The 15,582-nt window shown below is 31.8% G+C and carries 8 protein-coding genes; all 8 read left to right on the top strand.

Translation table 11 applies throughout. The features are described from left to right. Positions 1 to 4 precede the first annotated feature (4 nt). The 8 genes from GGR97_RS12305 to GGR97_RS12270 all read left to right on the top strand — a co-directional run bounded on the left by GGR97_RS12305 (position 5) and on the right by GGR97_RS12270 (position 15,437). Positions 5 to 1,525 (top strand): arylsulfatase, encoded by a 1,521-nt coding sequence (locus GGR97_RS12305; RefSeq protein WP_167898818.1) that lies wholly within the window; start codon positions 5 to 7, stop codon positions 1,523 to 1,525. 30 nt (positions 1,526 to 1,555) lie between these two features. Next, on the top strand, positions 1,556 to 4,204 hold the full coding sequence (locus tag GGR97_RS12300; RefSeq protein WP_167898817.1) for a PQQ-like beta-propeller repeat protein: 2,649 nt from the start codon (positions 1,556 to 1,558) through the stop codon (positions 4,202 to 4,204). Between the two features lie 120 nt (positions 4,205 to 4,324). Next, positions 4,325 to 5,866: a glycoside hydrolase family protein gene (locus tag GGR97_RS12295; RefSeq protein WP_167898816.1), complete on the top strand. Its 1,542-nt coding sequence runs from the start codon at positions 4,325 to 4,327 to the stop codon at positions 5,864 to 5,866. Beyond that, positions 5,867 to 7,381 carry a sulfatase family protein gene (locus GGR97_RS12290; RefSeq protein WP_167898815.1) on the top strand — a complete coding sequence of 505 codons (1,515 nt, stop codon included), beginning with the start codon at positions 5,867 to 5,869 and terminating at the stop codon, positions 7,379 to 7,381. 3 nt (positions 7,382 to 7,384) lie between these two features. Then, a complete protein-coding gene (locus GGR97_RS12285; protein ID WP_167898841.1) occupies positions 7,385 to 8,905 on the top strand; it encodes a sulfatase family protein in 1,521 nt (506 codons plus the stop codon). A gap of 141 nt (positions 8,906 to 9,046) precedes the next feature. Then, positions 9,047 to 11,797, top strand: coding sequence for an outer membrane protein assembly factor BamB family protein (locus GGR97_RS12280; protein WP_167898814.1), 2,751 nt, complete (start codon positions 9,047 to 9,049; stop codon positions 11,795 to 11,797). A gap of 220 nt (positions 11,798 to 12,017) precedes the next feature. Further along, the gene (locus tag GGR97_RS12275) at positions 12,018 to 13,685 is read left to right on the top strand and encodes a sulfatase family protein (RefSeq protein ID WP_167898813.1); all 1,668 of its coding nucleotides are present in this window, start codon (positions 12,018 to 12,020) and stop codon (positions 13,683 to 13,685) included. Between the two features lie 186 nt (positions 13,686 to 13,871). Further along, positions 13,872 to 15,437 carry a sulfatase family protein gene (locus tag GGR97_RS12270; RefSeq protein WP_167898812.1) on the top strand — a complete coding sequence of 522 codons (1,566 nt, stop codon included), beginning with the start codon at positions 13,872 to 13,874 and terminating at the stop codon, positions 15,435 to 15,437. Positions 15,438 to 15,582 lie beyond the last annotated feature (145 nt).

Below are 15,582 nucleotides of genomic sequence, written 5' to 3'. Positions count from 1 at the left end.
TAATATGAAAATAAATATCATAAATGCAATTGTTGTATTTATCATGACAGTTGGAGTTCATGCACAATCCTTAAGAAATACAAAACCAAATATTGTTTTAGTAATGACAGACGATCAAGGTTTGGTATTAGGATCCTTAGGACATCCGGTAGTTAAAACTCCGTTTATAGATAAGTTTGCCAAAAAATCATCACGATTTACTAATTTTTATATGAGTCCCAATTGTGCTCCTTCTAGAGCTGCATTAATGAGTGGTGTGCATGAATTTAGAGCCGCAGTAACAGCAACACATAATGAGTGTGAACGTATGGCTTTAGATTTAACAACTTTTCCTCAGTTATTACAGCAACAAGGTTATGAAACAGGATTGTTTGGAAAATGGCACTTAGGAGATTCTAATGCATATTTACCTCAAAACAGAGGGTTTTCAGAAGTATTAATGCATGGTGCTGGAGGAATTGGACAAAGAGAAAGAGGAGTTAAAATAACAAGTTATGCAGATTTTCCGCCAAACCAAGGAGAAGGAAAAAAAGCAAAATATTTTGATCCTGTTTTATTACACAATAACACGATTGTTCAAACCAAAGGATATTGTACAGACATATTTTTTAATGCTGGTTTAGCTTGGATTAAAGAGCAAAAGGAGAATAAAAAACCATTTTTTGCATACATTTCTACAAATGCACCACATTCACCTTTAATAGCACCCAAAGAAAATTTAGAAAGAATGAAAAAAAGAGGGCTTAAAAAACCTCAACCTAGGTTGGCTATGATTGAAAATATAGATGACAATTTTGGGGTTATGATGGAAAAATTAGAAAGATGGGATATGTTAGATAATACCATTGTAATATTTACATCTGATAATGGTGCTCCAGGTTCTGATCCAGATTTTATTCAAGGACATAAAACAGGAAAAGGAACTCCGTTTGAAGGTGGAGTACATGTACCTGCTTTTTGGTATTGGAAAGGAAAGTTTAAAGAAAATGTAGATATAGAGGCTTTAACAGCACATATAGATTTATACCAAACATTTTGTGAATTAGCTGGAGCTGATATAGCAATGTCAAAACAAGAATTAGAAGGCAGAAGCTTATTGCCATTGTTAGAAAATCCAAATTTTAAATGGGAACCAAGAATATTACAAACACAAAGAGGAAATATTGCTAAAAATCCTGAAGATTCTTCTGATAAAATGTGGTCTGTAAGAACTGATCGATGGAGGTTGGTAGGAAAAGAATTATACGACCTTAAAAACGATCCTTACGAACAAAAAAATGTAGCAAAAGAATATCCTTTTGTAGTAAAAGAGTTAACAAAATCTCATTTTGATTGGTATAAAACGATGATTCCTTATATGATTAATCAAAATAATGTTTGGACAGATCCACAAGCACCATTTGAAAAATTATATACAGATCAAAAGGCAGCAATAGGAATCCCAAAATGGTCTCCAGCAAATACAGATGAACCTGAAAGATCAAATAACAAATCTCTAAACTGGAAAGTAAATAGCATAGATTAATTGTTACAATCTCCCTAAATATAAAAGTATATGTATAAATTAATAATTCTATTTTTTACAGTTTTACTATCTGTAAATGCACAGAATTTTCATACGGATGGTAGTGGAATACGCAATGTTGTAAAAGCCAAAATAAATAATAAAGAGGTTCTTTATATTTCAGAAATAGATGGTGCTATTTCTTGTTACAAAACAAATGGAGTTAAATTATGGCATAAAAAATCAACCCATCCTGCTGTAGTTTTTGAAATAGAAGCTGTAGATATAGACAAAGATGGAAATGATGATGTATTAACTGCTAGTGGAGATGGTTACATTACTGCTTTGAAAAGTGATGGAAGCTTACTTTGGAAATTTAATCCAGGGCATAAGGTTCGTTTTAATGAAGTTGCTGTAATTCATTCGGGGAATTCAATTAGAATATTTGCTGGGGGGAATGATTATCATATTTATGAAATAGATGCCCAAGGAAAATTAGTCAATGCTAGAGCAATTAAAGGTTCTGTTCGAAAAATTGAAGCAGGGGATTTTATAAAAGAAGGAGAAGAAATCCTTTTTGTGCATACCTTAAAACACGACAAATATGGAGCTGAATTTTTTGGATTTATTTTACCAAAACATTTTAACAATCCAAATCATTCGATAAGGCCGAAAAACACAAAGTCAACACCTATAGGGCGTTTTATGATTCAGGATGTAGCTACTGCAGATGTAAATAAAGATGGACGCGATGATCTTTTATTTTTTGGAGGAGAAGGAGCTCCTGTAGTAGTTGCTATGGATGGTGGTTTTAAAAAGCTGATAGATTTTAAAGGATCTAAAAAAGACAAACAGCGTTATGTGCACACCAAAGGAACTACATTACTTCCTTATAAAGATGAAATTGTATTACAACATGGAGGTGTTATGTATAGAATTGATTTAACAGGTAAGGTGCTAAGTAGAACAGGAGAACCACACCGAGAAATTATTTATAACAATTTAGTTTGTGCAGACAATATTCTTATTGGAGGAGGACAAGTTGGTGGGGGGAATGGATTGTATTTTTATCCTTTATCTAAAAAGAAATGGTGGACAATTCATCATAAACTTCAAGGTCGTATTGCTGAAGTAGAAAACAATATAAATACGTTGTATAAACAAGTATTAAAATTTAAACTTCCAAGCTATCAGAAAAAATCGACGAAGAGTTTTAATATGATTACGGGTATAAAACCCAATGAGGAAGTAAAAAAATTAAAAGGAGGTTCTGTAAATTATATTCGTCAATATACGCTAAGTGAAAACACGGATCGTGGGTATATAGTTCGTGTTATTGGAAAAGATGCTTTAAAAAAAGACAAACGTCAAAAATATGAGTTGTCAAGAGAAGATGTTTTAAATATAGCAAGAGAGTCTGAAGCGAATAAGGAACCTTTTGTTATTTGGGCAGGACATGGAACAGATCCTTTTTATCTTCAGATAGAAACCTTAGAGCAAATCTTAAAAGTTGCTCCTACCATGTGTCATGGATTTATTTATGCAGAAATTGCCAATCCTAAAGATCCAAGAGTGCATTATTGGATTGATGAATATTTGCCACGTTTGGCAACAGCAATTCGTAAGCATGGAAATCAAGCAAAAATTTATTTCCGTTATAAAAACATGTTTTGGGCCGCTACCTCACATACAGAAACTTGGAAAAAAGTGTTCTTCTCAAAAAAGTATAGTGACATCTTGGTGCCTTCAGCAGAAGATACAAATAGCAGATTACAAGACATAAACTTTAGTGGGAGAGTGGGAATGTTTGCAGGAGGCTATGTAAATGATTGGTCTATTCGTTTGGTAGATGATAATCCAACAAGTTGGAGACCTTATTCTCCAGGTGGGCAAAGAACTGTTTCTCCTTATTTAAGAAATGGGGCTAGTATGATTTCTTATGGAGCTAGGTATGGTATTCTTTTTAATATTAAATATTTAGAAGATCCAGGTATGAATGTTTTATTCTCTTTAATGAAGTCTGGAATTTTACCAATTGTTAAAAGAGAAGATCTTCTATCTATAGGATCTTGGCACTTAATAAAAGATATAGATGAAGATCTTACACATCTTTCCGAAGATGGTCATAATTTAATAAACTATAGTAAAAATGATGATAATGCTGTTGTTGCAGTTAATTCGGTAACATGGTGTGGAGCCACTGTTCCAAATTATGATTATTCAAAAATAGCTTTAGGAGTAAATTATAGGTGGTTGAACTTTATTCCTGAAATGCCAAATGGAATGGTTCCTATTGCACCAGTAGAATTCGAATCAACATTAAAAGAAAAAAAAGCCTCTTATGTGGTTAGTAATATGAAAATGGGCTATGTGCATCATAAACCTGTGGTAGCCAAAGATTTTGGTAAAACGATGCAAAAAGCAGTGACAAATGGTGCTCAAAAATTACCGCTGTTAGTAACAGGTGCTTCTTGGAGTTTCATAAAGTTAGATAATACACATGCGCGGTTGGTTTTAATAGATCCTGGGTACATAGATCCTAAAAAAAGAGAGGTGAATGTTTCTTTTCAATCGATGGTACCATCCAAGGCCATAGATATTTTAACTAAAGAAAAAATATCAATCAAGAATAACAAAATGCAGTTAACAGTACCAGCAGGTGCTATGCGATTTGTAGATATAGAATTCCTTACTAAATAAAACTGAATGAAGTTGTACATAACTTATTTACTAATTCTGATTTCATCTTTATTTTACGGTCAAGAGAACATAAATTTTGCTTTAAGTATAAAAGAGTAGAAGTTACCCATATAAAAAGTAATGAACAAGCAGGTAAAGAGCTTAAAAATAGAGGAAGTAACAATAGAAGCAATAATAATGGATATAAAAAATAATTTTAAAAATTGGGATAATACAAAGTTAAAATTATCTCTGATAATTGTGATGTTAATGTGCAACATCAAGTTTGTAAATGCACAATATGTAGAGAAGATGAATCCAAAAGGATACAGAGTAGACCTGCAAATAGATTACAATCTAGTAAACGATAATGCAAAGAATCCACAAGGAGATAAATTACAAAAAGCAATAGATGATGTAGCTAGAAAAAATAATGGGGGAATTGTATATGTGCCAAAAGGAGTGTATGCTATTGAAGGAATTGTTCTAAAATCAAATGTTCATGTTTTAATAGAGGTAGGAACAGTTCTAAAAGTACTAAAAGAATCTACAGGGGCAAAGAATTTAAAAAATGGTAAAAAAAGTGCTTCTGAATCTAACATGAAAAAAAAATCTAAAAGTACAAACGGAGTAGTTTTTAAATTTGATGCAGAGAGCTCTTCCGCAAAAGGAAGAAAAAATAAAAACAGCAGAGCGTTTATAGAAAATGTAAGTGTTAGAGGGGTTAACGGGCCATTTGTTATAGATTATCATCATTTAAAAAGCGGAGACAAACAACGCGCATTTATGTTGAAAATGGTAAGGAATTTCTTAATTGAAAATGTAGATATTAAAGATAATTATACAGTGTATTGTGGAACAAGCTTTGGGCCTTCCAGTTCAAAAGGAGATGTTTCAGATTGGGAGGTTTCTCGTCCTACCGATGGTTTAATTAGAAATTATCGTCATTTTAGAGGAAGTCCTGGCTATGGAGCTATTCAGTGTCATGGTGGACAAACAGTGCATTTTGAAAATATATATACCTATGGAGGTGTTGGTTTTAGATTAGAAGTTGGAGCTAATAATAAAAATGTAGGTGTGTTTGATATGTCTGCAAAAAATGTGATTTGTGAAGATGGTAAAATTGCTGTAATGATGGGGCCTCACTCAGCAAAAAATGGTATTGTTACGGTTGATGGAATTTTAGCAATAGGATGTGTAAAGGCATTTTCTATGGGAAATGGACATGTGAAAAAAAAGGCTCCAGATCAAACACCAGGTTGGTTTGATTCTAAATCTTCTGTAAAAAATATTCACGCTATTTATGGAGAATCGGCACAAGTAAAAGGAACAAGTTTAGGAGCTTATTCTAACCCTAAATATTTAGAGAAATTAAAAATGTGGTCGGATGGAAAGTTTTTTTCAGGCCCTTCTTTAGGAGTCATTTCTGAGCAACCAATAGCGTATAAAGTTTCTATAAGCAATGTAACGTGTTCTAGTTTTCCGTTTGAACCGTCTATTCTTAGAAAAGAAACAGAAAATAGGCATGATACTAAAAAAGCTTGGGTTGCATCACACGTAGGAACAAAGTGGATGACCAACAAAGGAGTAACTAATGAAGATTATGAAATTGAGACTCCAGAAGAAATGAAGATAAGAATTCAGAAATTAATGGAAAAACAAGAGATAAAAAAAATATTATAAATGAAAAATCTAGGATTATTTATTAGTTGTCTGTTCTTAAAATTAACGATAGGAATGTCGCAAGAAAAACCAAATATTATTTTCTTAATGGCAGACGATCAGGCATCTTATACGTTGGGTTGTTATGGAAATAAAGATGTAAAAACACCCAATATTGATAACCTTTCTGATAAAGGTTTAACCTTTGATCATCATTATGCTACTACAGCTATTTGCATGGCGAGTAGAGCTACAATAATGACAGGTTTGGTAGAATATAGAACCGGAACTAATTTTTTACACGGTCCTATGAAAAAAGAAACGTGGAATAATTCATACCCTGTATTGCTTAAAAAGTCTGGATATCGTACAGCTTTTGCAGGAAAATTTGGATTTGATGTTCAAGATCACATAGAAGGTAAAAAGGATAAAAAGATATTAGTAAATAGTTTTGATGTTTGGGCTGGTGCAGCAGGACAGTCTTCTTATGATACAGAAAAAAATAAAGCTTTAGAAAAATATAAAGAAAAATACCCTCATTCTACCTTGGCATATGGAGCTTTTGGTAGTGATTTTATCATAGAATCTGTAGCTAAAAAAGAACCTTTTTGTTTATCTATAAGTTACAAAGCTCCACACAGACCAGCTACTCCAGATCCACGATTTAATGATGTATACTCAAACGTTAAATTTAAAAAGCCAGATAATTATGGAAGAATTCATGGAGAGCATTTTTCAAAACAAAGCAAACAAGGTAGACAATATCCAAGATTTTATGAATGGCATTATAATGATAAATATGATCAGGTAATGGCAACCTATCATCAACAAGTATACGGAATAGATCAGTCTGTTGGAATGATTTTAGATGCCTTAAAAGAATCTGGGGCAGATAAAAATACCGTAATAATATATACTTCTGATAATGGATATTTTTGTGGTTCACACGGATATGGATCTAAGGTATTACCCTATGAAGAATCTTCTAAAGTACCTTTAATTATTTACGACCCTAGACACTCCAATAGTCATAAAGGAATTCGTTCCAATGCTTTGACAGCTAATATTGATATTGCTCCAACTATTTTAGCTTTGGCAGGAATAGAAATGACGAATAGAATAGATGGAAAAAATATCATATCTCTTTATAACGATCCTAAAAAAGAAATTCATAAAACAATTCCTTTAATTAATGTTTGGGGGCCGTCAGAAACACATTCTTTATCCATTGTATCTAAAAACCACAAATATATTTATTGGGGATATGCTTCTGAAGGTTACAAGGCAACAGAGGAGTTATACAATTTAAAAAACGATCCTTTAGAACTTCAAAATATGGTAAATAAGTCTGATAAAGAGTTAACTGTATTAAGAAATTCTTATGATGCTCAAATAGAAAAATGGAAAGAGTTGGCAGTAACTTATAACAATTATGAGCGATACAGTGTGTTGTTTGATAGAAGTTTGACATGGAATCAAAAAGCATCTTTAGCTTTTAATTTAGAAGCTAAAAAGACTAAAAAGACCAAAAAATAGATGATGAGAACAAATTTTAAAATTACTACGACACAAATATTAACAATAAATAAAAGTATTGTTATTACAGTATTTTTATTCATATTTCAATGGAATACGTTGGTAATAGCTCAATCAAAAAAGCCAAACATTATTTTAATGATGGCAGATGATATGGGCTATGGAGATACAGGTTTTAACGGACATCCTATTGTTAAAACGCCCAATATGGATGCTTTGGTAAAAAAAGGGATGTTGTTAAATCACTTCTATGCAGGTAATTCCGTATGTTCTCCTACACGAGCAACATTTCTTACTGGTAGGCATCATGATAGAATGGGGGTTTACGTAGCTAACAAAGGACATTTACCAAAACAGGAGATTACTTTGGCTAAAATGTTAAAATCTAAAGGATATACAACAGGGCATTTTGGAAAGTGGCATTTAGGTACTTTAAGTAAAACAGAATCATCAAAAGGAGCTTCTAGAAAACCTGCGTTAAATTTCGCTCCACCTTGGTTACGTAATTATGATGCCTCTTTTGTAACAGAGTCTGCTGTTACTACTTGGAACCCAGGTATTGGATCAAGAGCAGTTAATAATCCTTTTTATGAAAATGGAGTTGCTTTAAAAAAAGGTGATAAAAGTTTAATGGGGGGAGCAGCAAAAGTTGTGGTAGATAGAGTGGTACCTTTTATAGAAAATGCAGCTAAAAAAGAAATACCTTTTTTATCAGTAGTATGGTTTCATGCACCTCATAAAGATGTACAAGCAGGACCTGAGTATTTAAAAATGTACGAAGGACATGGAGAAGCTGCGCATTTTTACGGATGTATTACAGAGTTAGATGAGCAAGTAGGGAGAATTGTAGAAGCACTAAAAAAGACAAATCAATATGAAAATACAATGATCTTTTTCTGTTCAGATAATGGTCCTGAAGGACGTAAACCAGCAGGAAGAATTGTAGGAACTACAAATGGTCTTAGAGGAAGAAAACGTTCTTTGTATGAAGGAGGGGTTAGAGTACCTGCTTTTGCAGTGTGGCCAGGTGTAATTAAAGAAAATACAGCATCTAATGCTGTTTTATCTACTTTAGATTATTTACCAACAATACAAAGTATAGTAAACTATAATATGCCAGATTCTAGACCAATCGATGGACAAAATATATTACCTATTTTAACAGAAAAACAACAACATAGAGATAAATCTGTTGTGTTTAGATATTCTGGAGGTATTACAACTTTGGTCAAAGGAAATTACAAATTAGTGTATCCACTTAAAGAGTTGTATGATGTTTTTAAGGATAGAGAAGAAAAAAATAATTTAGCTTCATTACATCCCGATTTGGTAGCAGCTATGGAAATAGAATTGTTGCAAAAATTTAAAAGTATCCAAAAAAGTCAAGCAGGAATAGATTATAACGATCAGAATTTTCATCCAGTAGACGATTGGAAACCTTTAATTAAAGATGTTGCTAAAATTGATCCGCAGAAAGGCAGTGCATTAAAAAAGAAATCAAATTCAAAGAAAAAGAAGAAATAGAATTTTAATAGATAATAACAATTTAGGACTCTAACTAACATTTAATAATTGCACAAAAACATAAAACTACATAGGTTTTATGTTTTTTGTTTTAGGAGTTTTTTAATACATAGAAACAAACAATTAATAATTATAAATCATATGAAAAAAATAGCATGTCTTTTACTTGTTTTTTTGGGGTTGCAAAATATAAATGCCAATTCAGGAATTAAAAGTATTGAAACCGATTATACCATCATGAAAGTTAGAGTGATGCAGTACAAAAACACCACAAAAATTATTGGGACGAGTTACGAAGGTACGGTAGTTTGTTATGATTATAGCGGAAAGCTACAATGGAAAAATGAGCTTTCTGGCTTTATGAATAATGATATTTATTGCGCGGATATTGATAATGATGGTAAAGACGAAATTTTGGCACCAAATGCAGATGGAACTTTATACTGTTTAGATGATAATGGAAAACTATTATGGAAGTTTAAACAGAATTCGGCTCCAATCTTATCGGCTACTATGGTAACCAAAGGAAAAACAAATTATGTTGTTTGTGGTGGATTCGATAAGAATATTCATTATTTATCTACCAAAGGAAAATTGTTGAAATCAATACCTTCGGTTTCATATGGTATTGAAAAGAAACATAAGAATCATGCGATTAATTATCTTAGAAAAATTCAGCAAAACGGAAAAGATGTTTTAGTAGTATTAAGCGCATTTAATACAAATTACGATAAAGGAGTTTTGTATTATTTTAAACCATTTGAAGATCAACCTTACCAATTTACTAAAATGAAGGGTAAAGGTGGTGGTGGATCTTGTCCTGGGACTTTTTCTGTTAACGATATTATTCCTGGTAATACCGAGATTTTGCTAGGAGGAAATGGATTAAATACATTACAAGTATCAGTGGCATCTGTAGAGAAATGTGCTGCAGGACAATTACAATTTAAATTTAAAAATGCAAGAAAAGATATAGGTAAAGTAGGTTATAGATTAGCCTCTGCCGAAGCTATTCCGTATAAAAAGAGTTTTAAATATTATGTGCTTTATGGGAATAGAATGCATTTAGTTTCACCCGAAAAAAATGGAGATCCAACAGAAATTATTGAAAGTAATTATGCTTTTAACGATATGTGTAAAGATGGTGATAGCGAAAAACTAATTTTAGCAAGTGCGCAAAGTGGAGGAAGTTGTATTCATGTAATAGATTATTCTAGCAATGCATGGAAAAAAGATTTTCAGCAATTACAACCAGCCGGAAAAATGGCGAAGATTTTAACCAACACAAGTGACTTTCGAAAAAAGCTTAAAAAATTTAAAATTCCAAAATGGGAAGAGCATAAAGTAGCAGTAAAAGTATTGGTTTCAGGTTTAAGTGATGAAGAAGCAAGTAATTTAAGAGGAGAAAACGCTAAAAATTTTATAAATATTAATAGTGTTAAAAAATTATATCCTCATGTAGAAAATTGGGATCGATCTGGAATGGACAATAAAGTTGCTAGAGAAACGAAAGATCATAGAAAAAAGTACGACTTAACGAGTGATCAAGTAGTACAAAAATTTAAAACAGAATTGAGTAAATCTGAACATGGAGTTCAATATTGGCAAGGACATGGTAGAGATATATTCTTTTACTCGTTGCCAACAATGAAAAAAGTAATTGAAGAGGCAGGAGATAAAATAGTCATTCCAATTCTTGCAGAAATGGGAGCTACTGATAAAGATGCTATATGGTCTGCTAAAAATTTTATGTATCCTTTAGCTGAATTATTAAAAGGGACAAATAGTTTTATTTCAGTTAGAAATAAATTTAATTTTTGGCAATGTGAAGTATATACACCTGCCTATAAAGGATTGGTTTCTGGTAAATATGCAGATGCTTTTGTGTCTTCAATGGAAGAATCAAACAGCAAGGTAATGGACATGAGTTTTTCTGGAAGAATTGGTTTATGGGCTGCTGGTTCTATGAATCAGTGGGGTACAAGATTTACCAGAGATAATGTATGTTATGATCGTTTAAGACAATTATCTTATCAAAAAGTTCCTAATCATGCATTAAGAATGTTTGTACATAGAATAGCAAGTGGTGCTTCGGTAGTGCATAATACTTCAGTAAATGTTGAATATCAAAGAGTATTATGGGAAATGATTGCAAAAGGGATTTTGTATGTTCCTACTAAAAAGGAAATTGTAAGTTTTAGTCCTGTTCATTTAAGTATGCTAGATCCTAATCCGCTATTTTTAGCTGGAAGTGGCGTAAAAGATGTAACTATTTATGATGCTAAATTCGAAAAAGAAAATCCGATGATAGTGGGTAAAACTAAAGGTGTTTATTCAGCAGCACCAGTAAATGAATGGGATTTTTCTAAGTATACTTCTAATACAAAAGAAAGAAGACTAGAATATTTGCCTAATTACTCAAGAGGATTGGTGTTAACAACACCTCCAAATGATAAAAATTCTAAAAGAGGAACTTTGGAAAGTAACCTAAACCCTATTTATAAAAATAACACAACTGAATTTTTTATGGATGGAAAAAATTATTATTCTGATGTGAATAAATCAAAAACATATGCTGCAGATACTTATTATAAAACGATAAAAAAAGCAATTGATGAAGGAGCTAAGAAACTACCATTAACTGTTGAAGGTCGTGTGGCTTGGGTTACTGCTCATACGGCTCCAAAACATTTACGTTTAACTATTGTTGATGGAGGTTATGTAAATCCAAATGATCGTGTTGCTACCGTAAAATTTCATACGGCAAAGGTGAAAAAAATCACAAATTTATTAACGAATGAAGAAGTGAAGTTTTCTTCAGCAGTTGCCACTATTAATGTGCCTTGTGGATTATTTGTGTTTTTAGATATTGAGCTAGAAACAGCTTTATAGAATAGAATTTTTGATATCATGTAAACAGCATCTTACGTAATTATGTAAGATGCTGTTTTATTTAAAATAGGATACTGTGTTTAATAAATTACAGGGGTGTTAAATAGGAATACAATTAAAAATAAACTTATGGAAACATATTTTAGACTCTTAAGTACTTTGTTCAATTAATGACTGAATATCTTGCTAATCATAAAAATATCCATAAAATTAACATTCAATGAATACACTATTAAAATTTAGTTTATTGTTATTGGCTTTCAGTAGTTGTTTTGCACAATCAAAAAAGCCCAACATTTTGTTTATCATGTCAGATGATCATACATCACAAGCAATAGGTGCTTATGGAGGAAGACTTCAAAAATTAAATCCAACACCAACAATTGATCAAATAGCAAAAGAGGGTGTGATTATGACCAATGCATTTTGTCAAAATGCAATTTGTACTCCTAGTAGAGCATCTATTATGACAGGACAAAGTAGTGCTGTAAACGGATGTCCAACACTGGATGATCATTTACCTAAAGACAAACAATATTTACCTTTAGAAATAAAAAAAGCGGGCTATCAAACAGCAATTATAGGAAAATGGCATTTACATGAAATTCCAGAAACCTTTGATTATTATAAAGTATTGCCTGGTCAGGGAGATTATTTTGATCCTGTATTTTACGACAGTGATGGTACTGAACGTATAAAGTGGAAAAAATATGATATACAAAAGGCTTCACAAATGACAGGACACTCCTCTGATTGTATTGGAGATTCTGCTTTAGATTGGTTTAAAAACAAAAGAGATCCAAATAAACCGTTCTATTTAAGTTTGCATTTTAAAGCACCTCATGATATGTTTAAATACGCACCACGCTACGAAAACTATTTAAAAGATGTAAGCATTCCGGAACCAGAGAATATGAGGGATAGAAAAAATAATGGTTCTATTGCTACAAGAGGTCATAATGGAGAATTAATCCCTTACATAGGAACTTCTATAGGAAAAAGAAATCCTAGAAGAAATTACACCAATTCTGGAGCATGGGTTAAAGATTTAGATTTATCTAAAAGTGATGAAGAAATTCATGGGGATGCTTATCAGGGTTATATGAAGGCTTATTTACGTTGTGTAAAAGGGGTTGATGATAATTTAAAAAGAGTGGTAGATTACCTAAAAGCAAATGATTTATATGACAACACAGTAATTGTTTATACAGGAGATCAAGGGTTCTTTTTAGGAGAACATGATTATATGGATAAGCGTTGGGCTTATGAGGAGTCTATGAGAATGCCTTTTATTGTTCGCTACCCTAAAACCATTAAAAAAGGAAAAATTGATGCGATTGTAGAAAATATAGATTATGCACCTACTATTTTAGACTTTGCAGGGATTGATACTCCTAAATATATGCATGGAAAAAGTTTTAAAGCTATTTTAGAAACAGGTAAAGAAACAAAAAAATCTAAAAAAGCAGCCTATTATCATTACTGGATGCATATGACTAGCCACGATAATCCAGGACATATTGCGATTAGAACCAAAAAACACAAACTTATATTTTTCTATGGAACAGCTATCAAAAGTAGTGTACCTCAAACCCCTCCTGGTTGGGAATTGTATGATCTAGAAAAAGATCCTAGAGAAGACAATAATGTTTACAACAATCCTAAATACAAGAAAGTAATTGCGAAACTAAAAAAGCAATTAAAACAGTTACGAAAAGAATATGGAGAAGATGATTCTAAATTTACTTTTAATAAAGTGATAGATGATTTTTGGGATTACGATGAAAACGATCAAAATAGAGCCATCGAAATTTCTCATCAGTATTTAGATAAAGTACAAAAGAATATTTACATAAATAATCGAAAAAAGCAAACTAAAAAACATTAGACAAAAGTTACAACCTTCTCTAAACCCACCATGAATACTTAAATTGATAAGGGAGGTATTTTTATGCTTTTATTTGATGTAAGTAAAGACTAGCAAGTACATTAATTGGATGCTAAAATACTTTGGTTATTAGGTGTGTGTATAATTTGTAGTTCGTAAATAAGTAATAAATCTATATTATAAAAAATGAAAAAAACTAAATTAATTTTAAGTTGTTTGTTAGTAGCTGCAAGTATGTATGCTCAAAAAAACAAAAATATAAAAAGACCAAATATCATTTATATTTTAGCTGATGACATGGGGCCAGGTGATGTTTCAGCCTATAATAAAGAGGGTAAAATAATGACCCCAAATATTGATAGATTGGCCGTTGAAGGAGTTAAGTTTATGGATGCTCATACCAATTCTTCTGTATGTACTCCAACAAGATATGGAATTCTTACAGGAAGATATGCTTGGAGGACTAATAAAAAAGAAGGGGTTTTAGGAGGAATGAGTAAACACTTAATTAATCCATCTAGAGAAACAGTAGCTAGTTTTTTACAAAAACAAGGGTATAAAACAGCTTGTTTTGGAAAATGGCATTTAGGAATGGACTGGCAACCTAATAAAAATTACAAAGGCGGTAAAAAAGATTTAAAGTTTGATGTTAGCAAAGCTGTAAAAAATGGTCCTAATGCTGTTGGTTTTGACAAATTTTATGGAATTGCAGGGTCTTTAAACATGGCTCCTCATGGAATTATTATCGATGATAAAATTCAAGGAGATATGGAGTTTGTGAAATCTAGAAGTGAAATGGATGCAAGAGGATACAAACAACCTGCAAATGCTGGATGGGTTTCTAAAGGTTTTAAGCAAGACGAACTTTTAGGTTTATTGGCTCAAGAAACTACTAAATGGATTAAAGATAATAAGGACAATCCTTTCTTTGTATACATGCCTTTACATTCACCACATTCTCCAATTGTACCAAGTAGTGACTTTGTAAATAAAAGTCAATTAAACAATCACGGAGATTATTGTTTAGAGACTGATTATACTATTGGAAAAGTATTAAATATGTTAGATGAATTAAATATAGCAGATAATACTATGGTAATTTTTACAGCAGATAATGGGACTTCTCCAAAAGCACAATTAGGAGAAATGCAAGCAAAAGGCCACTATACAAGTTGGATTTACAGAGGTTTAAAAGGAACACTTTGGGAAGGTGGACATAGAATGCCTTTTTTGGTTCGTTGGCCACAGGTTGCTAAAGCAAACACTGTAAGTAACAAACCTATTTGTACTACTGACTTTTTTGCAACTTGTGCAGAAGTAACAGGAGTAGATTTAAAAGATAATGAAGCTGAAGATAGTTTTAGCTTTTTATCAGCATTAAAAGGTAATGACAAAAGAGATAAAGATAGAATAATTACGCATCATTCGGATAAAGGAGTTTTTGCTGTTAGACAAGGTAAATGGAAATTAATGATGGATCATAAAGGTGGTTCTCCAAGAGCGAATCCAAAAGATAAATTACAGCCTGTAAAAAACATAGATACTGTTCTGTTGTTTGATATGGAAAAAGATGCTATAGAATCTACAAACTTATCAAAAGAGCATCCAGAAATTGTTATACATTTAAAAAAAGAATTAGCAAGAATTATTAAAAGAGGAAGGAGTAATGAAGGAAAAAATCAGCCAACAGATTTAAATGATCCTAACTTAAAATGGCCACAAATAAATATGCTTCAAGAGTATTTAAATTAATACATTTTAGGTGTAGCTATTATATATAATCTAAATATATGTAAAAGGTTTCTTAATATTTTATATATACAATAATGCGTTAAATAAGTATGTTTTTAGAACGCTATAGCTTTTAAAAACATACTTTATATGAATACAATTTGCA

It is taken from the genome of Wenyingzhuangia aestuarii, assembly GCF_011927765.1.
GTDB classification, from domain to species: domain Bacteria; phylum Bacteroidota; class Bacteroidia; order Flavobacteriales; family Flavobacteriaceae; genus Wenyingzhuangia; species Wenyingzhuangia aestuarii.
This window is presented reverse-complemented; position numbering and strand designations above follow the sequence as displayed.